This window comes from Sulfurimonas iocasae (assembly GCF_047716755.1).
GTDB lineage: Bacteria > Campylobacterota > Campylobacteria > Campylobacterales > Sulfurimonadaceae > Sulfurimonas.
This window is the reverse complement of record NZ_CP180409.1, coordinates 1,940,125-1,958,720: the sequence shown is the minus strand read 5'-3', so window position 1 is coordinate 1,958,720 and position 18,596 is coordinate 1,940,125. Positions and strand designations below refer to the sequence as shown.

At 30.0% G+C, this 18,596-nt stretch carries 18 protein-coding genes; 16 read left to right on the top strand and 2 right to left on the bottom strand.

Annotated elements, in window-relative coordinates; genetic code table 11:
• Nucleotides 1–7 precede the first annotated feature (7 nt).
• The 8 genes from ACLHDE_RS09955 (at nt 8) to ACLHDE_RS09920 (ending at nt 9,770) form a co-directional block, all read left to right on the top strand.
• Nucleotides 8–595, top strand: coding sequence for a hypothetical protein (locus ACLHDE_RS09955; protein ID WP_415396271.1), 588 nt, complete (start codon nt 8–10; stop codon nt 593–595).
• A gap of 12 nt (nt 596–607) precedes the next feature.
• Entirely contained in the window at nt 608–2,914 is a 2,307-nt protein-coding gene (locus ACLHDE_RS09950) for a hypothetical protein (RefSeq protein ID WP_415396270.1), read from the top strand.
• Nucleotides 2,911–3,132: a hypothetical protein gene (locus ACLHDE_RS09945; RefSeq protein ID WP_415396269.1), complete on the top strand. Its 222-nt coding sequence runs from the start codon at nt 2,911–2,913 to the stop codon at nt 3,130–3,132. Before ACLHDE_RS09950 ends, ACLHDE_RS09945 begins: the two co-directional genes overlap by 4 nt.
• A gap of 4 nt (nt 3,133–3,136) precedes the next feature.
• Nucleotides 3,137–4,621, top strand: coding sequence for a DUF2779 domain-containing protein (locus tag ACLHDE_RS09940; protein ID WP_415398537.1), 1,485 nt, complete (start codon nt 3,137–3,139; stop codon nt 4,619–4,621).
• Between the two features lie 79 nt (nt 4,622–4,700).
• Nucleotides 4,701–7,307 (top strand): hypothetical protein, encoded by a 2,607-nt coding sequence (locus ACLHDE_RS09935; RefSeq protein ID WP_415396268.1) that lies wholly within the window; start codon nt 4,701–4,703, stop codon nt 7,305–7,307.
• Entirely contained in the window at nt 7,295–8,095 is an 801-nt protein-coding gene (locus ACLHDE_RS09930) for a hypothetical protein (protein ID WP_415396267.1), read from the top strand. Before ACLHDE_RS09935 ends, ACLHDE_RS09930 begins: the two co-directional genes overlap by 13 nt.
• Nucleotides 8,092–9,264, top strand: a complete 1,173-nt coding sequence (locus ACLHDE_RS09925; RefSeq protein WP_415396266.1) for a hypothetical protein — start codon at nt 8,092–8,094, stop codon at nt 9,262–9,264. Before ACLHDE_RS09930 ends, ACLHDE_RS09925 begins: the two co-directional genes overlap by 4 nt.
• The gene (locus ACLHDE_RS09920) at nt 9,264–9,770 is read left to right on the top strand and encodes a condensin complex protein MksE (RefSeq protein ID WP_415396265.1); all 507 of its coding nucleotides are present in this window, start codon (nt 9,264–9,266) and stop codon (nt 9,768–9,770) included. Before ACLHDE_RS09925 ends, ACLHDE_RS09920 begins: the two co-directional genes overlap by 1 nt.
• A gap of 421 nt (nt 9,771–10,191) precedes the next feature.
• On the opposite strand, the gene ACLHDE_RS09915 is transcribed toward ACLHDE_RS09920, so the two are convergent.
• Both ACLHDE_RS09915 and ACLHDE_RS09910 read right to left on the bottom strand, forming a co-directional pair.
• A complete protein-coding gene (locus ACLHDE_RS09915) occupies nt 10,192–11,409 on the bottom strand; it encodes an IS256 family transposase (RefSeq protein ID WP_415396264.1) in 1,218 nt (405 codons plus the stop codon).
• A gap of 790 nt (nt 11,410–12,199) precedes the next feature.
• A complete protein-coding gene (locus ACLHDE_RS09910) occupies nt 12,200–12,367 on the bottom strand; it encodes a recombinase family protein (protein ID WP_415396263.1) in 168 nt (55 codons plus the stop codon).
• A 144-nt stretch (nt 12,368–12,511) separates the two neighbouring features.
• Between ACLHDE_RS09910 and ACLHDE_RS09905 the strand changes: the two genes are divergently transcribed.
• The 8 genes from ACLHDE_RS09905 (at nt 12,512) to ACLHDE_RS09870 (ending at nt 18,498) form a co-directional block, all read left to right on the top strand.
• Nucleotides 12,512–12,766, top strand: coding sequence for a type II toxin-antitoxin system Phd/YefM family antitoxin (locus tag ACLHDE_RS09905; RefSeq protein ID WP_415396262.1), 255 nt, complete (start codon nt 12,512–12,514; stop codon nt 12,764–12,766).
• Nucleotides 12,756–13,034 carry a type II toxin-antitoxin system RelE/ParE family toxin gene (locus ACLHDE_RS09900; protein WP_415396261.1) on the top strand — a complete coding sequence of 93 codons (279 nt, stop codon included), beginning with the start codon at nt 12,756–12,758 and terminating at the stop codon, nt 13,032–13,034. The genes ACLHDE_RS09905 and ACLHDE_RS09900 overlap by 11 nt, the downstream gene beginning before the upstream one ends.
• A 753-nt stretch (nt 13,035–13,787) precedes the next feature.
• Nucleotides 13,788–14,015, top strand: coding sequence for a hypothetical protein (locus ACLHDE_RS09895; protein WP_415396260.1), 228 nt, complete (start codon nt 13,788–13,790; stop codon nt 14,013–14,015).
• A 28-nt stretch (nt 14,016–14,043) separates the two neighbouring features.
• Nucleotides 14,044–14,808 (top strand): hypothetical protein, encoded by a 765-nt coding sequence (locus ACLHDE_RS09890; protein WP_415396259.1) that lies wholly within the window; start codon nt 14,044–14,046, stop codon nt 14,806–14,808.
• 14 nt (nt 14,809–14,822) lie between these two features.
• Nucleotides 14,823–15,023, top strand: a complete 201-nt coding sequence (locus tag ACLHDE_RS09885; RefSeq protein ID WP_415396258.1) for a hypothetical protein — start codon at nt 14,823–14,825, stop codon at nt 15,021–15,023.
• Entirely contained in the window at nt 15,020–16,363 is a 1,344-nt protein-coding gene (locus tag ACLHDE_RS09880; RefSeq protein ID WP_415396257.1) for a leucine-rich repeat domain-containing protein, read from the top strand. The genes ACLHDE_RS09885 and ACLHDE_RS09880 overlap by 4 nt, the downstream gene beginning before the upstream one ends.
• A gap of 66 nt (nt 16,364–16,429) precedes the next feature.
• Nucleotides 16,430–17,647: a hypothetical protein gene (locus ACLHDE_RS09875; RefSeq protein WP_415396256.1), complete on the top strand. Its 1,218-nt coding sequence runs from the start codon at nt 16,430–16,432 to the stop codon at nt 17,645–17,647.
• On the top strand, nt 17,644–18,498 hold the full coding sequence (locus ACLHDE_RS09870; RefSeq protein WP_415396255.1) for a hypothetical protein: 855 nt from the start codon (nt 17,644–17,646) through the stop codon (nt 18,496–18,498). The genes ACLHDE_RS09875 and ACLHDE_RS09870 overlap by 4 nt, the downstream gene beginning before the upstream one ends.
• Nucleotides 18,499–18,596: the final 98 nt, after the last annotated feature.

Below are 18,596 nucleotides of genomic sequence, written 5' to 3'. Positions count from 1 at the left end.
TGTTAATATGAATAAAGTAAATAATGAAAAGTTAAGAGAAGAGATTGAAAAAAAAATCGATGAAATAGGAGAATTTTATAATGAAAATAAAGCAGTGATATTAACTGAAACTGATTTACAATGTATTTTATATCAGAAGTTACTTGAAATTGAATCGTTGAATCAAATAGAACGAACTAACAACGAAGAAGATTTTAAAACTCACTATGTTCATACCGAAGTCTCATGGTTCGATAATAATGGAAGGCTCACTATGAAACCAGATATAAGCTTAATTAACCCTTCAAATCTTTCTATTGAAAATGGTACACGTGATATTAAAATGCCAACAAAAGGGTTTTACTTTCTTGAAGGTGGAATTATATTTGAGTTAAAATTTAATAGAAGTAAATCATGTGTAAGATTTTTAAATGAAATAAAAAAGGATTTTGAAAAATTTGAAAGATTAAAGCAAATGAATGATGAGATATTTTGTTATTTTATTGTCTTTAATAAAACAAATAATCAGAACGAAGAGCTGCAAGATTTTTTAATAGATAAAGCTAGTAGTCCAACACATAAATTGATATATAAAACTGCAAATATAATTTTATAAAAGGAGTTGATTTTGGAACCGGTATATTTAGATTTACATATTCACACATCAGAAGATGAAAACAATCCGAATAAAGAGTATGATGTAAATACTTTATTAAGTAAAATAAGAGAAGTTAACAACGAATCTAAGTTTTTGATATCTCTGACTGATCATAATATGATAAATAAATTAGCATATATTGAATTATTAAAGGAAACAACAAATGTAATTTTAGGGGTGGAGTTACATATATGGAACTCACTAGAAAAATCACCATACCATTGCCACATATATTTTGATTTAGAAGAAATATCTGAAGAAAAAATAGATGATATAAATAGTATTTTAGATCAATTATATCCTAATAAGAAAATTCAACCTCCCTATAGTAAAACAATTAATATAGAAGATATTATTAGGAATTTTGACAAGTATGATTTTTTACTTTTACCTCATGGCGGACAATCACATAGTACTTTTGATAAATCAGTTGATACACATTTTGATACTAGATTAGAAAAAACCCTTTATTATAATCAGTTTGATGGGTTTACAGCTAGAAATGAAAAAGGGCTTGAAGAAACTATAAGTTATTTTGAGAAATTAGGAATTAATGAGTTTATAAACTTAATTACATGCACAGATAATTATAATCCAGTAAAATATCCAGAAGCAAAGGCAAAAGATGCAAGTCCTTTTATACCAACTTGGATGTTAGCAGAAGCAACTTTTAGTGGTTTGAGATTATCATTATCTGAACATTCAAGATTGATTTATAGTGTAGAAAAGCCTGACTATTGGTCAGAATATTTAAAGTCAGTTAAACTTGAAAATGACTATATTGATATAGATGTTAAATTAACATCTGGACTAAATGTTATTATTGGAGATTCTTCTAGTGGAAAAACATTGTTAGTAGATACCATGGTTGCTAAGTCATTAGGTGATTTTTCAAAATCAAATTATTTGAATTTTGGAGTAGAAGATGTTGCAATGGATAACCCTTCAGGCTGTATTCCTCATTATATTAATCAAAATTATATTATTGAATTGATTGCTAATAATAAAAATGAGATTGAAAAGATAGATATTATTAAGAAAGTATTTCCTGATGCGGAAGATGTTAAAAATAGTATTGACAGTGGCTTATTAAAATTAAAACAAGATATTGACAGTTTGATTACTTATGTTGAAAATATTGAAATAGCCGAACAAGAAATATCAAAGATACCCGTTTTAAATAGGCTAATACAAAATTCAGAAGTAAAAGAGAATATAGTCGAATTATTACAGCCATCCACTATCCTAATAGAAAAGTTAAATTATCCAAAATCAGTTTATGATAGTCATATTAGTAATCTCGATGAAATTAATATATTTATGAAAAAGAATCAATTTATTGAATATGATGAGTCCGAAATACAGGTATTAAAAGATAAGTTAACAAAAGGCTTTTTAGTATCTTCTTTTGAACAAGAAATAAGAAAAGAAATAAATGATGGAAAAAATAATTTAGATAGTTTTTTCCTTGAGATTAATAAGGAAACTCAACAAAAAAAGGATAATTTTAATAAACTGATTGATGCTATACAGAGGTATACAAATAACTTAAATAAATTTAAAAGTAAGCTTCAAGAAATACAAAACTATAATTTATCAATTCAAAGTAGTGAAATTGAATCTATGGGGCATAAGCTTTCAATTGAATATACTTTTAAACTTAATAGAAGTATTTTTTTAGAAACTATAAATCAATTTCTAAAAAAAGAGCATAAAATTGATACTTTAGATGAATTGAAACCTAGTGAACTGTATTTAGCAAATTATAAAGATAGACCAAAAATTGATAATTATGAAGAATTTAAGTCAAAGGTTTATATTGAGTTTGAAAATATGAATAAGCGAAAGTATAAAATAGTTACAAAAGATAATAAGGAATTTGATTCCTTAAGCGCAGGGTGGAAAACATCAATATTATTGGATCTTATTCTAGGTTATGATAGAGATAGTGCACCATTGATTATTGATCAACCTGAAGATAATTTAGCTAATAGTTACATTAATAAAGGATTGATAGAGTCAATAAAAAAGATTAAAAATCATAAACAAATTATTATTGTTTCTCATAATGCAACTATTCCAATGCTTGGTGATGCACAAAATATAATACTTTGTAAGAACGATGGAAAAATAAAGATTCTTTCCAATCCTTTAGAAGGAAGAATAGATGGTAAAAGTGTAGTAGATCACATAGCAACTATTACAGATGGTGGGAAAATGTCTATAAGGAAGAGAGTTAAAAAATATAATATGAAAAAATTTGAGGAGACGGTATGAAGTTAGTATTTTTTAAAGAAGGTGAAGAAGTTAAATTGAAAATTAATAATGGTGAGGATACAGAGTTTAACTATGTTAAATTGATTGAATTTCTACATACCAATAATGAATTAGAAGAAACAGAATATTGGGATGGTATATCTGAGGAAGAAAAAAATAAGGTAAATGCCATGATTGATAAAATTAATGAAGTTGTTGTAAAGTATACTCCTGAATAAAATGATGAACCTATCCAAATCCCTATACACAAAAGCAATCCAATGCCCAAAAGCACTATGGCTAAAAAAATATAATAAAGAAGTACTTACACCTCCAGATGCAACAGCGTTAGCAAGATTTGAAACTGGTAATATAGTTGGTGACTTAGCATGTAAGCTTTTTCCAAATGGAAGAGAAGTTATTTATAATCCTGATAATTTTAGCGGAATGGTTGAAACAACAAAAGAGTGGATGAATGAGGGATTAAAATACGTCTATGAAGCTACTTTTTTATATGATGGCATCCTTGTTTTAGTAGATATTTTAAAAATAACACCCAATGGACTAGAGATATATGAAGTAAAAAGTTCAAGTAGTGTAAAAGATATTTACCTACATGATGTTTCTATACAATTATATGTACTTAGAGAGCTTGGATACAGTGTAATCAGTAGTAATGTTGTACATATTGACAGTTCTTATGTTCGAGGTGATGAGCTTGATTTAAATGGGCTATTTAAGATTGTGGATGTAAGCGATGAAGTAAATGCTTTACAAGTAGATATTCCTAAAAGGCTTGAAGAGTTTGAATCATATCTATCCGATAAAGATAATGAGCCAGACATTGATATTGGAAGTCATTGTAACAAGCCTTATGAATGTGATGCAAAAGAGTACTGTTGGAAAGTTCAGAGAAATATACCTGAGTACTCATTGTTCAATATTTTTAATCTTGGCAGTAAGAAGCAGATAGAACTTTATGAACAAGGCATAGTTAATATAGAAGATATTCCTGACGGTTATGCCATGACCGCTATACAAAAACAAAAAGTTCAAAACTGGAAAGATCAACTAACTTTTGTAGATGAAGATAATATAAAAGATTTTCTTAACACACTGAGCTATCCTATTTATCATTTAGATTTTGAGACCTTTCAACAAGCCATTCCTGAGTGGAAAGGTATTAGCCCATACCAACAGATACCATTTCAGTATTCGCTTCATATAGAGTATTCTAATGGAACTATAGAGCATAAGGAGTTTCTAGGAGAAGATGGTATTGACCCTCGTTATGAATTGGCTAAGAGACTTGTTGAAGATATCCATATGGATGCTACAGTTTTAGCTTATAACATGAGTTTTGAAAAAGGGGTAAATGCTAAATTAGCTGAGAGTTTTCCTGAGTTCAAAGATCATCTACTCTCTATAAATGAGAATACGAAAGATTTAATGTTTCCTTTTCAAAAAAAGTACTATGTTACGCCACAAATGCAAGGAAGCTACTCTATTAAATATGTCTTACCATCATTAGTGCCGGAAATGGCAGAAGCATATAAAAGTTTAAATGGCATTCAAAATGGTAGCGATGCCATGAATGCTTTTCCAAAACTTTCTAGCATGAGTAGAGAAGAAAAAGAAGAAACTAGAATAGCCTTACTTGAGTACTGTAAACTTGATACTTTAGCAATGGTGGAAGTTCTTAAAAAATTAAAAGAAGTTATACAATAATACTTACTGCGAACTATTAGTTCGCAGTAAGTAATTATAATTATAAAATTGATACTTTATATACTTAGAGGAAATAAATATGCTAACTAAAATAGTTTTACTAAATTGTGCAAAATATGAACAAGGGATTATTACGATAAATGATGTAGAGTCCATTCAAATTGTAGGTAGAAACAATTTAGGGAAGACGACATTAATTAGTGTACTTAATTTTCTATATTTACCAAGTCAAAAAGATTGGAACTTTGATCACACCCCAAAAGAGACATTAAACTTTTATTTTAAAAAGCTTGATAAAAATTATATACTTTTTGAGATATATAAAGATGGATATTTTTGTATCTTGATGAAAAGAGGTTTAAACAATGACCTTAAATACTATAAGATAGACTCATCCTATGATGAGATAAAAGATAAAATTATACAGAACTCTAAACTGTTAAAATTTGAGTCAATCCAAGAAAACTTACTGGGAAATATCTCTAAACTTGACAATAAAAAATACAAAACTCTTTTATATGGGCACTCTAAACGAGATAAAACGGTACTGTGGTTAAAAGAAAATAAACAAAGCGTATTTAGCAGGGTGTATAGGTATCTGTTAGATATAACCCAGATAGATAATTATGCAGTAAAAGAGTCTCTGTTAGTATCTGATAACAAAGAGAAAATCAAAAGAGAGTTTACAAATATAGACAGTGACAATATTCAAAGTATGCAGAAGCAACAAAGAGTTATAGAAAGACTGAAAAATATTAAAGAAGAGTTCGCTAGTTTTAAAAATGTCGTTAGTGAGTTCGTAGTGAAGAGTTCTGTTCTTTCACAATACTACTCTGACTTTCTATCTCTATATCAAGCTGAAAAGAAAGAGCTCGAAGCTATTATTTTGTCATCTTCGGATACGATAAAGACTATTCAAAATGAAAAAATTCAGCCACTGAAAAACAATATGGGAAGGATAGGTGTAGAACAGGGGACAATAGAATCAGAATTAAAACATAAGAGAAAAAGTCTTGATGAAGAACTTCAGATAAAAGAGAAAATATCAAAGTACGATGATATTAATTTTCTTAAAGCAGCACAAGAAAATTTAAATACTGAAGTGGATAAATATAAATATGATTTAGAGCAAATTAAACAGGAGAACTACACACTTGATAGAATTAATAGTTTAATAAAGAGTGAGAAAATTAAACAAGAAAAGCTATCAAAACAAATAGAAAACTATGAGAATTTACTCATACATCACATATCAGAAGATGTAGATACTAAAAGAATGATAGGTAGTGTGTTGTCAAAAGAGGTTCTTCAGTTAGATAAGAAAAAAATAGTAGAGATTGTTCGAATTATAAGTGATGGCTCGTTAAAACTCTTTGACGGTGAGATAGATATATCTAGCATATCAAAAGTTGATTTCATTACGATAGAAAGCTTAACAGAAGAATTGAAACAAGTCGAACTATTGATAGAAAAATATATAAAAGTTAAAAATAATATTGAGAACTATAATGAGATTAAAGTAAAGATAGATGGATTAGAAAAAGAAATTACTATTATCGTAAATCAAATTAAAGAGATAAATAGACTGCCTGAAATACTAAATAAAATTACATCTCTGGAAGAAGAAGAACAAAGCTTAATGTCGCAACTATCAGAAACAATATCCAAGGCAGATGAAAATAAGCAAAAGTTAGCAGCAGCGGAGTTATTAGTTCAAGCTGAAGAAAAGAAAGAACAAAGTTCAAGACAAAGATTAGTTATTTTAAATGCATATCATATACAGTTTAGAGACGAACTAGAAGAGCTAGAAAATAGCAATATAGAGAATAGTTCTGGTAAAACAATTGATGAGTTGGCTGAAGAGATAAAAACTCTTAGAAAAGAATTAAATAAACTAAAGGATGATAAAAATAGCACCTTTCGTGATTTAAAACATATTTTACAAAAAGAACATGCTTTAGAGAGTGACTTTATTAAAGAGGTAGAAGAAGAAATTGACACTATCAAAGATAAAGAAAATACTGTTTCTGAACTTATTCAAAATATAACGAACGAGATTAGTGCTCCAACAAAAACTTTTTTAAGAGAGCTGGAAGATTTTGAAAAATACATTGTTTCCGTTAACACGGCATTTAAGAAGTACAAAGTTTCAAACATTCAAACTATTGAGATTAAATTAGTTAAGAATCAAAATATAATTTATGTTCTAAAACAGATTGCGGAAATAAAGAAAGACGACCTTTTTGACTTTGATGAAAACAATGCTTCCACTTATGAAGAGCAGATCAATATTTTAAAAGGCTATATTAGTAAATCAAAAGTGTTTACACTGGCAGATTTGTTTGATGTCGCATTTGTTATCAATGGAAAAGAAGCTAATTTAAACAAGCAGATAGAGTCAACGGGTACAGATAAAATTTTGAAGATAATGCTTTTTATACTTATAATAAAAAATATAATCATACAAGATGAAGATAACAAGCTTGTAGTGTATGTGGATGAGCTTAGTGCAGTTGATGATGACAATAGTGCTGAATTAATTAGAATATGTAAAGAAAATAACTTAATACCTATTTTTGCCAGTCCCGATAAGAAAATAAATATTCAAAAGTATTATGACCTACAAGAGTTGAGTAACGGTCAGATAGTTGTAGATGAGAATAGGGCGATATTATGGGAAAAGTAGAATTTAATTTTTATAATAATTTACAATTAAATGGACGAGCGGCCAATAAGGTTCCAAAATCGGTATCGTCTTCATCTGAGTTTCGTATGTTACTCGAAGCTAAAATTATTAATAAAGTTCATAGCGGAAGAGGGTACTACTACGAAGTCTCTAAGCAGGACAAATTTGAAGTTTTTTACACTAAGAAATACCCAAGAGGTAATCTTGATGTTACGACTGAATATGACAACCAATTAAAGTATAGAGATACTAAGGCGACAGCGTTAAAAAAAGATAGAGTAATCTTTATACGAGGCACTCAAAAAATCACACTCAACGGTAAAGAATTAGACCTGAAACATGCTACACAAGAGTTTAAAATATTTAGTGCAGTCTTTCAAACGCTTCAAACGAAAAAAATATGTTTTGTAGAAAACCTACAGCCCTTTTTAGAAGTAGAGAAGATCTTAGGCGATGAGTACACTTATATACATTTTTATGGTCGACTACCAAGAAAAGAAGTACTGTCAAACATCGAGTGTGATGAATATTTACACTTTGGAGATTATGATTTTTTAGGTCTAAATGAATTTTTAAAAGCAAAAGAAGTGTTTGATAACTGCGAAATATATATTCCAGATAATTATGACAAGCTTTATAATGAATTTTCAAGGAAAAGAGAAGCCAAAGATACTGTTTATGAGAAAGTTAAAAACTCTACTATCAGTGAGGTTGTTAGAATAAGAGAGCAGTTGAGTAAACACAATCGTTATTTAGAGCAGCAAGTGGTTATAGGTGAAACAGTATGAATGAACCAGCTCAGATTCTTGCTTTTGTAAGTAATTTTTTTAACGAAATAAAAGTGATTTATAAGTTGGAAAAAGAGTATGGAGCTATCCTGTACTCTCAGCTAAAAATTATATTTGATCGAGACTCGACAATAGATAAACTTTTTGAATATGAGATATTAGAAGAGATGGTTGATGAATCTATTAAGATAAAAGAGGTTTGGTACACGTTAATTGAGAGTTTGTTAGATGAAACATCGCTTGATATGCCAGAGCAAATATCTAAGTATCATCTTTCATTAACTGAGTTATACACAAAGTTAAAGAGCTCAAAAAGTAAAAATGAAGTTATAGAGTATACAAAATCGTTAGATAAAGAGATAAGTAAATTTGAGAGCCAACTCAAAAGAAATATTAAAAAACTAATAGAAGAAACAAGGTACATCAAAGTTAATAACGATAAATTAAACTATAAACAAAAGATGAAAAAAGCTTCTGAATTATCTAGTTTATATCTTGAGCCATTTAATATTATTATGCAAAACCATAGCGACTCACTTATGTCTATCATTGCAGATATAAGTGAAGAAGCGAATAAGCAGCGGTTTTTAAATACTGACATTATTGTGCAAAGACTATATACAAAAGTTTATACAGCTTTTTGTAGAGTAGAGCGTGAAGTTCAGAATAATAATCGGCTGTTGATTAACGAGGTAGGACCGCTTTTAGAGAGGATAAAGTCTGAGAGTGTTCTATTGAGTGGCTTTAGTTTATTTCTTCGAAATAATAAAAAGTATGAAGTGCCCAAACTATTACAAAAAACAAATAACAAAGTCTATTTTAAAGATGCTATTTGGGATGCTAAAGATATATGGGACGGGTATTACGAGATACAAGAAGATGTTGTGATGCAGAGTATTGAAACTGTGAAGAAAGAATGGATGTATGATGAAACAAAATATCTTAAGAAGCTGGAGGAAGCACTACCGGTAAATAATTTTTATAATTGGATCTATACTGAGTTAACACAAGAGTTAGAGATAGTTGACTCTAAGATGTTTCTTCAGCTATCTAAGTTAATACATAACAGAAAAATCGAAGCCACATATGCTGATAACGAGAGAGAAAAAATAAGATTAGAAGATAAAATAATGAATGTGCCAATAGTGGGCATAAAAAAGGTATTGTAATGAATGTTAATATTAGTTTTGTTTACCCTGAGAAACATTTTGAGATAGTTAAAAATTTGCTAAATGGTAAGTTCATTCTACATAATGAAGAGTTGTTTGAAGTTATAAGTGATAACTTAGAGTTTTACATTGATTTTTTCCAAAAATCCTATGATTATGAGTTAGTAAAAAACACAGAAGTTATCTATGTTATCTCAAGTATCACAAGTGAAAAATTTTCTAGAAATATTATGTTGGTTTTAGCAGTTATCTCTTGGGAGTTTAATAGGGAAGGTAAAAATATATATACCGAGCTAGAAAATAAGCATACTATTAGAAGTATAGAAGAACTGATCAAAAAATCGAGTTTTAAAGATAGCTGTAGAGGGATTAATATTGATAAACTATTGAAAGATGCAGCATCTAGAAATTTAGTGTTGATTCTTGATAATGAGAAAAGTATTAAATTTACTAGCGCAATTAATATCTTTCTTGAAGCTGCTAAAGAAATTGCAGAGTTAGACTGAAAAGAATATAATGGCATAAATATTAAAGACAGAAATTCAGAAAGGTTAATTTCTAAAACAGTTAAAATATTATGAAATAAATTGAGATAAATATGAGTCGAAAAAAAGGCCAAACTTATAGTGCTGAACAAATCATAAAAGAATTTTGAACATTCACAGTGTCTACTTGTTGTATAAATATTCTTTAAAATGTTTTTTCAGAGTCTCCTTGGAGCGAAGAAAAAGCGAGTAGCTCATAGTGGAATAAAAAACAAGTTTACTATTTTTTATGTAACGGTTGGATATACATAATGAAGAAAAAATCACTTGAGATTTTTACGGAATGATTGCGTTAGCAAATGTATATACAAATGGGATACTCGCTTGATATTTGGCGTGAGACCGTAAAATAAACTGTGTAAACCCACCTCTTATTCCTAAATCACTTAGTATATTTTGACATAATTTCGCTAAAAAATATACTAAGTTGGGGATAAATCTCAAACCAATTTCTTATACTAGACATATTCCATTTTTCTTGTTGCTCCTGTGTGGCGAGATACATAACTTTAAAAGCAGATTCTACGGTAGGAAATGAGCCCTTAGATTTAGTCTTTCTTTTGATAGTTGCATTTAGAGATTCTATTGGGTTTGTAGTGTAAATCAGCTTTCTGACTGAATCTGGGTATTTAAAAAAAGTTGAAAGTTCAGCCCAGTGAGTTTGCCAAGAGGCTGTAATATTTGGATATTTTTTACCCCAAATATCATTAAAATCTGTAAGGGCTAATTGAGCGTCTTCTTCATTATGAGCTGAATATACAGATTTAAGATCCTTAGCAACTGCTTTTCTGTCTTTCCATGATACAAACTTGAGTGAGCTTCTGATTTGATGAACGATACATCTTTGTATCTCAGCTTTAGGATAAACAGCTTTTATAGCTTCATTAAAGCCGTTAAGACCATCTATTGCAAATATTAGAACATCTTGTATACCGCGCTTTTGAATATCATTGAGAACAGTAAGCCAATATTTAGAAGTTTCATTTTCTCCTATCCAAATACCGATAATCTCTTTTTTACCTTCAAGGGTAACTCCCAACATTATATATGCAGCTATGTTTTTTACAACTCTGTCAACTCTGATTTTTAGTACAGTCGCATCCATAAAAATAATTGGATAGATTTCATCAAGTGGGCGGTTCTGCCACTCATTGGCTTTTTCAATAATCTTAGAAGTTATGTTGGAGATAGTTTGTTCTGAGAGCTCATATCCATAGAGATCATCAAGATGATGTTGTATGTCCCTTACACTCATACCTTTAGTATAAAGTGATAAAATCAAATCTTCACTTCCATCTAAGAGCACTTCACGCTTTTTTACAAGCTGTGGCTCAAAGCTGGATTCTCTATCTCTTGGAATAGCAACATCAATGTTTCCATACTTAGATTTTATAGTTTTTTCGTTGTAGCCATTACGATAGTTTGAACTATCTGATTCTTGATGTTTATCGTAGCCTAAGTGTGAAGTTAGTTCTTCTTGGGACGCAGTCTGTATTACTTCTTTGAGTATATTTTTAAACTCATTTGTAATATCATCTAGGGAAGTTAACTCTCCAGATGCTAATTGTTTTTTTAACTCTTCGTGGTTGATTAAACTCATGTGTAAATCCTTTACAAATAATTTACTTGATTATCATATCAAATAAATCTAATTGTTAGGGTTTACACAGTTATTTTTACACTCTCTTTGGCGTACCCATTTTGCTTTGTTTGAGGGGTTTACTTTTGGATAAAACTATTACTTTTATTGTATGAAACCACAATTGAATATCAGTTAAATCATCATTAAACCATAATTGAAGATTAGTTAAGCCATCATTGAATATCAGTTAAATCATCATTAATCCATCATTGAAGATTAGTTAAATCATCATTAAACCATAATTGAAGATTAGTTAAGCCATCATTGAATATCAGTTAAATCATCATTGAAGATTAGTTAAACCACAATTGAATATCAGTTAAATCATCATTAAACCATAATTGAAGATTAGTTAAGCCATCATTGAATATCAGTTAAATCATCATTAAACCATAATTGAAGATTAGTTAAACCACAATTGAATATCAGTTAAATCATCATTAAGCCATCATTGAAGATTAGTTAAACCACAATTGAATATCAGTTAAATCATCATTAAGCCATCATTGAAGATTAGTTAAACCACAATTGAATATCAGTTAAATCATCATTAAACCATAATTGAAGATTAGTTAAACCATCATTAAGCCTAACATGGTAAACAATAATCTACCTGCTGGTGTCGTGGTGTCAATGTTTTGTTGAATGACTTTGAGATCAACATTTTATCTTCTAAAAACTTAGCAATATTTTGAAGGTCTATTACAGACCTTGCTAATCTATCAAGCTTTGTAATAAATAGTATATCTCATTCTAGAACGAAATCCATCATGATATTAAACTGCTGACGGTCAGCTTTATTTTTACCAGATTTTTTTTCAGAGAAAATCTTTACACAGCCAGCATCTTTAAGTTGATCAATTTGATTCTCAAGATTTTGGCTGGAGGTCGAAACTCTTGCATAACCTACATTCATAGTAAATCCTTTTGTTGAAGTTGACTATTTATGGCATATAAAAGTCTGCTATGTAGCTCAAAATAGAATAAATTGTAAAAATTTTTATAAATCTTTGAATAAATATGCTAAAATGACAGAAACCTGTCATATAAAAGGATTAATATGCAAGCTGTAAACTACACAAATGCTCGTAACAATCTCAAGACTCTGATTGATGATGCATGTGATAATGATGAAGAAATTATCATAACTACTAAAAATGACAAAAGTGTTGTATTGATTTCACTTGATGAATACAATAGAACCCATGCTGCTTTGAAGCGTGAAGTCCAAGAATCAATAAAAGAAATCGAAAGAGGTGATATTATTGGTATTGAAGAAGCTTTTGATAAGGTTCTAGCTAAATATGAAAATTGATTTTTCTCAAAAAGCGTATCAAAGGCTTGAGGCATTAGCAGAATATATTTATCAACAAAGTGGATCAAAAAAGACGACAGTTTCTTATGTAAAAAAGTTGCGTCAATATATTATTGAGACTCTCAATCATTTTCCCCAAGCAGGCAGACCTAGTGAAGAACTAGCACCAAATACTAGAAAATTAGTGTATCAAGGTTTTAGTATTATATACCGTATCTCAGATGAACGTATAGAAATCCTCACAATTTACCGTGAAAATCTTTATTGATACTCACTTTTGATTTTATGTTTTGTTCCAAAAATAACAGGTTGTGGAACTCACCCCATATTCTGTTAATCTATAATGATTTATGTGTTTTTGTTATAATGTTCCTTAAATAAATAGTTATACAACAAAAAATGGAGTTTATATGAATGATAATTTCACAAAAATAATTTTACTAGTTATTGCTATTGGGATTTGGGCTAATGTATTTCAGAATAATAATTCTATTCAAAGAGTGCGTGTAATGAATAGTACCTTAGATATTAATATTCAAGAGATAAATGGACAAAGTGATGTTTTTTATCAGGACAATGATGGAGCTTCAATGGTTCTGCCTGTATCAATACGATAAAGTATAACAAAATCTTGGAGAGAAATTAGCTACCCTAACGGGAAACTTATTTCTCAAGTCAAACGTTATGCACAATTTAATAAAAAAGGCAAAAAGATGACAACATATAATGAAAAATCAATGGTTCAAAAAGAACATGCAATTTTCATTGCAAGTGAACTAAAAAAACTAGGTTCAAAAATACCAAATGATTTATAATTAAAAGACGAACATTCTTTATCATATTTATTGTCTCTTGCATGTGGTGGTGGGAAGTTTGGAATATCATTAGCGAATATAAATAGTATTGGAAATAATGAATTTAATATAGAATGTTCTTGTGAAAATGCAACTACAAGACAAAGAAAAGATTAGCGTTATAGCATAACAAAACTGTAGTATCCACGAATTTTTAAGGAGATTTTATGAAAAGTAATTATTTTGTAGTTTTAAAAGAGAATCAGAGTTTTTCTGTTGAAATTGCGGATAAGATTAAGAAAATGGAGTTATTTACCCCGAAAGAACGGTTTCCATTTGAAGAACTTATTGAGGTATACTTTAACGCTTCAGAAGGAGAATGTTTGAGATTTATTAATAAACTTGACGATGACCTTAAACCTCTTTTCCTCATCAAAAGAAGATTGATAAGTTAATCGCAAAAAATATTAAATGGAGATTCTAGTGCCAAGTAAATTCATTTCAAATGATGTCCTATCAGAACTGCTAGAAAAAGCGACAGATGAAGAGAAATTATCTCTTACAAAAATCCTAAGCAAATATCAAAAAAAGCCATATTCTGCTAAAAAAATTCAAGAAGAACTTTCAAGAGAAGGTGGCAATAGTTTTATGAATCTCTATAGGGGAGAAGGGACAGGCTACATCGACATAGTAGATGATGTTTTGGATAAACTAGAGATAGAAGGATTTCCATCTTATTTACTAGAAGTTCGCCATTGTGATGAAATTGATGCTTTAGAATATAATCGAGATGCTGCCCTCCAAAAAGGAATTGAGTATGTAGAAAAAGCAGAAGAGCAAATCATATTGAAACTTTTAGAACAGGCGTATGAAAAAATGTCAGACAAAGAGAAAGCGTCTTTTGATGAACAGATGAATAAAGTTGCTACAATGTTTGATTCAAATTCAGCTAAAAATCTTTCTGGGATTGCAGGTTTAATAGTGCTTGGTAATTTAGGTGGATTTGCCACTTATACTTTTTTAACAACAGCAATGAGCACAATAACAATGGGAACACTTGGTTTTGGAGCTTACACAGCAGCTACTTCGCTTTTGAGTTTGATCTTGGGCCCAGTAGGATGGGCAGGACTTGGTGCTTTTGCAATTTATACGATAGGCAGAGAGGATTATCAAAAATTAATCCCTTGTGTAGCAACTATCGGGGCGATAAGACAGCGAGTGAAATATGAAAATGAAAGAATAAATTAAAATTAGGATGTACTATGGCTGAATGGGATGATATGGTTGCAATGGGATATGATGGTTTTATATTTGATAGCAGCCGAAATCAAGGTGGTGAAAATATTGTAATTTTTGAAAAAGACCCTGAATTCAAAGATTACAAAATAGTTCTCGTAAATGAAATAAATTTATCTTATGAAAGTGTTTTCTACAAGGAAGATATAAAAGAGAAATCAATATGACAAATAACTCACCAATAATAAAACAAAACACATTCGCCGTCTTATCAAAGACCAAGAACTTGATGGACATCACTAACAAAATACTCTCATCTAAAGCCTCGGTTACCGAAGAAGTGAATGAAGAGTGGATACAAGCATTATGGGCATGGGCAGATGAAAATAATATTCCTGATTTAGAGCAGAGAAGTAGATATAACAAAGCTAATTGGTACGGATTTCCAAGAGATAAAGAGCATTTAGTGAATTTAACTGAGCTCAATCTTAGAGATAATAAACTCACCTGTTTACCAAAAGAGATTGGCAATCTAGTGAACCTTACTAAATTGAATCTTAGTTTATGTGGTCTCACTAAGCTGCCAAAAGAGATTGGTAATCTGGTAAATTTGATTGATCTTGACCTTGCAGCCAATAAAGGACTTACCGAACTCCCAAATGAGATTTGGAACCTTAAAAATTTGAGCAGACTTAATCTTACTTATGTTCCTCTTACTGAGCTCCCAAAAGAGATTGAAAATCTGGCGAACTTGACTACGCTTGATCTTGGAAACACTAGCTTTGCTGAGTTACCGAAAGAGATTGGAAATTTGGTGAACTTGACTTCGCTTATCTTAACCTTTAGCAATCTTATTTATTTCCCAAAAGAGATTGCGAACCTAGTGAATTTAACCCACCTAAACTATTCGTATATAAAGTGCTCCGAACTACCAAAAGAAATTTGGAGTTTGGTGAATTTAACTAAACTTGACCTTGAAGGAAATGATCTTGCTGAGCTCCCAAAAGAGATTGAAAATCTTGTTAATTTAACTAGCCTTACTCTTGATAATAACGAATTTACCAAACTTCCAAAAGAGGTTGGAAATCTTGTTAATTTAACCAGTCTTGCTTTTTCAAGAAACAGACTTACTGAGTTAGCAAAAGAGATTCGTAATCTAGTAAATTTAGCAGCGCTCAACCTTTCATTCAATAGATTTGTTGAGTTCCAAAATGAGATTTGCAATTTAGGGAATTTGAATAGCCTTGATCTTAGCTACAATGATCTCACAAAGCTCCCAAGAGAGATTGAAAATCTAGCAAACTTAACCAGTCTTAATCTTTCAAGAAATAGACTTACCGAACTGCCAAAAGAAATTGGAAATCTTGTGAATTTGACCAGCCTTTATATTCCAGAAAATGAACTCACCAAGCTTCCAGAAGAGATTGTGAAGTTAGTTAATTTAACCGAACTTGATCTTAGCGACAATCGTGATGCTATTTTATCTGTTGAACAAGAAGCATGGATCGAAGAACTTCGACAGAAATATACTTTTATAAAGGATTGCTATTATTCCAGGTATGATTAATTCTTTAGGAAATAGACTATGTAGAAAATACTAAAATAATCCTAACCATAGAAAAAAAGGAAAAAAATGCACCAAATACTAAAACGCTTAGAGCTGATAAAAACAAGTATAACTATTGAAGATGAAGAGATCATTGAACTGCAAGTTGCAAAACTATCAACAATGCCAATAGATAGTGATGTACAAAATATTTTAACCAAACTCTCCAAAAGCGATTACGGCAGTGCAGTGGTCGAAATAGAAAACTATATAGCTAGGTTTAGCGGTGTGGTAGTCTATGAAGATAGAGAACTTGGTGGTTTAAAACTGGAACTTAAAGTTCTAGAAGCTAGACTTCAAGAACTCAGTGAAGAAAAAAATGAATATCTCAACGTTATACATGAGTTTAATGTGCAATATCACTTACATTTAGGTGGTATTATTCAAAAAATACTCAACTTAAAAGAAGAGCTACTTTTTGCTTCAATGCAAAAGAAAAAAGATATTTTTGAAGATATAAAGTATGAATATGAAAGTCTCAAGATGGAACGAGATTCGTTAAAATCTCAAAAAAAAGATAAAGAAAAAGAACTTGAAGATATGGATGAGTTCGACGATGGCTACGATGAACTTTATGAGGAACTCCAAGAACTAAAAAATGTACTAGAAAACAAAGAAGAAGAGCTAAACAAAAAGAGAAAAGAGACTAAGCAAGCTAAAGAAGAGTTCGAAGAGGATGAAGCAACTCAGGAATATGAAGATATTAAACGAGACTCTGAAGAGTTTAGTAAAGAGTATGAAGAGGTTCAAAAAGAAGAAAGATTAGAGATAAGTGATGAAGAGAAAAAAGAGTTAAAAATACTCTTTAGAAAAGCCAGTAAACTATGTCATCCAGATATTGTTTCAGATGAACTAAAAGAACAAGCAAATGAGATAATGCAACGATTAAATGAAGCTAACAGCAAAAGAGATATAAATGCTGTTAGAAAAATTCTTGCGGCACTTGAAAGTGGAAATGGTTTTATTGTGGCTAGTGATGCTATAAACGATAAAGATTTACTAAGGTCTAAAATCGTAGATATAAGAGATACTATTTATCAAAATGAAATAGATATTGAAGTTATAAAAAAAGATGAAGTCATACAGATTCTTAATGATTATGAGGATGTTGATGACTATTTTAACAGACTAGAAACAGAACTTGAAACTGAATATGATAGATTGAAAGACTCCAAAGATAAAGAGAAGCGAGCAATTCCAGCAGTGGATACAGATACGGATAATTATTGGAAAGATGAGTTTTGAAAACTGAATATTTAAAAATATTTTTTATTATTTGGTTTATACTTTTATTTCTAAACCAAGCATTTATATACGGGTGTTTTGCTCCGTATTGCATATTGGCAGGAGTGCCTCATACTGGTATTATCGCTTTTTTTATTACTCTATACCTTACTAAGACTACACCAATTACCGATACAAATAAACAGATATTTACAAATACTGAAGATGACTCTGTGAAAAATGCCACCCAAGGCGTATCAACTAAAGTAGAAGATGAACTCAGTCCGGAAACAATTATGGCAAAAGCCAAAAGAGAAGTAGCCCGCAAAAAAGCAGAAGAAACAAAAAAAGCTAATCAAGATGAAAGAACATCTAAACAATATGAACAAAGCAGTGACTCTTTAAAACAATGGGGAGATAAATACGAAAAATTCATTGGAAAACAGTTTGAAAAAAAAGACGAGTTAGTTATTTATAATAGCTTTATTCGTGGCTATGAAGATGATGGTGTTGATATAATAGCTATCTCCACTCAAACGAAAACTATTCATTTAATACAATGTAAAAATTGGACTAAGAAACCACTACTGCTTAATGATGTACAAAATATTTATAAAAAACTTCAGAATTTCAACTTAGCTAGAATCACACAAAGCTCAACCGCCATTAAAGAGCATTTAGAAATAGATAAATCGATAGAAAGCATTAAAGACATACAAAGAGTTAATAAAAGTGATTATTCGATTAGAAAGACTCTCTATGTTGGATCTGATAAAATTGTAGATTTAAATATTGGTAAACATTTAAAATTGATTACGCCTACTATTTTTAGATATGAAGATATGAAAATAGTTATCAAGAGTCTTTCATGATTATCATTTTACAAGGAAAAATTTTATGAAAAAAATAATAAGTGCAATCTCACTAGTTATTAAAATAAGTAACCTTCAACCTAAACCACTTTTAATAG

Coding starts and splice junctions, on each gene's coding strand:
- ACLHDE_RS09955 (WP_415396271.1), top strand. CDS start 8: ATGAATAAAGTAAATAATGAAAAGTTAAGAGAAGAGATTGAAAAAAAA.
- ACLHDE_RS09945 (WP_415396269.1), top strand. CDS start 2,911: ATGAAGTTAGTATTTTTTAAAGAAGGTGAAGAAGTTAAATTGAAAATT.
- ACLHDE_RS09940 (WP_415398537.1), top strand. CDS start 3,137: ATGAACCTATCCAAATCCCTATACACAAAAGCAATCCAATGCCCAAAA.
- ACLHDE_RS09935 (WP_415396268.1), top strand. CDS start 4,701: ATGCTAACTAAAATAGTTTTACTAAATTGTGCAAAATATGAACAAGGG.
- ACLHDE_RS09930 (WP_415396267.1), top strand. CDS start 7,295: ATGGGAAAAGTAGAATTTAATTTTTATAATAATTTACAATTAAATGGA.
- ACLHDE_RS09925 (WP_415396266.1), top strand. CDS start 8,092: ATGAATGAACCAGCTCAGATTCTTGCTTTTGTAAGTAATTTTTTTAAC.
- ACLHDE_RS09920 (WP_415396265.1), top strand. CDS start 9,264: ATGAATGTTAATATTAGTTTTGTTTACCCTGAGAAACATTTTGAGATA.
- ACLHDE_RS09915 (WP_415396264.1), bottom strand. CDS start 11,409: ATGAGTTTAATCAACCACGAAGAGTTAAAAAAACAATTAGCATCTGGA.
- ACLHDE_RS09910 (WP_415396263.1), bottom strand. CDS start 12,367: ATGAATGTAGGTTATGCAAGAGTTTCGACCTCCAGCCAAAATCTTGAG.
- ACLHDE_RS09905 (WP_415396262.1), top strand. CDS start 12,512: ATGCAAGCTGTAAACTACACAAATGCTCGTAACAATCTCAAGACTCTG.
- ACLHDE_RS09900 (WP_415396261.1), top strand. CDS start 12,756: ATGAAAATTGATTTTTCTCAAAAAGCGTATCAAAGGCTTGAGGCATTA.
- ACLHDE_RS09895 (WP_415396260.1), top strand. CDS start 13,788: ATGAAAAGTAATTATTTTGTAGTTTTAAAAGAGAATCAGAGTTTTTCT.
- ACLHDE_RS09885 (WP_415396258.1), top strand. CDS start 14,823: ATGGCTGAATGGGATGATATGGTTGCAATGGGATATGATGGTTTTATA.
- ACLHDE_RS09880 (WP_415396257.1), top strand. CDS start 15,020: ATGACAAATAACTCACCAATAATAAAACAAAACACATTCGCCGTCTTA.
- ACLHDE_RS09875 (WP_415396256.1), top strand. CDS start 16,430: ATGCACCAAATACTAAAACGCTTAGAGCTGATAAAAACAAGTATAACT.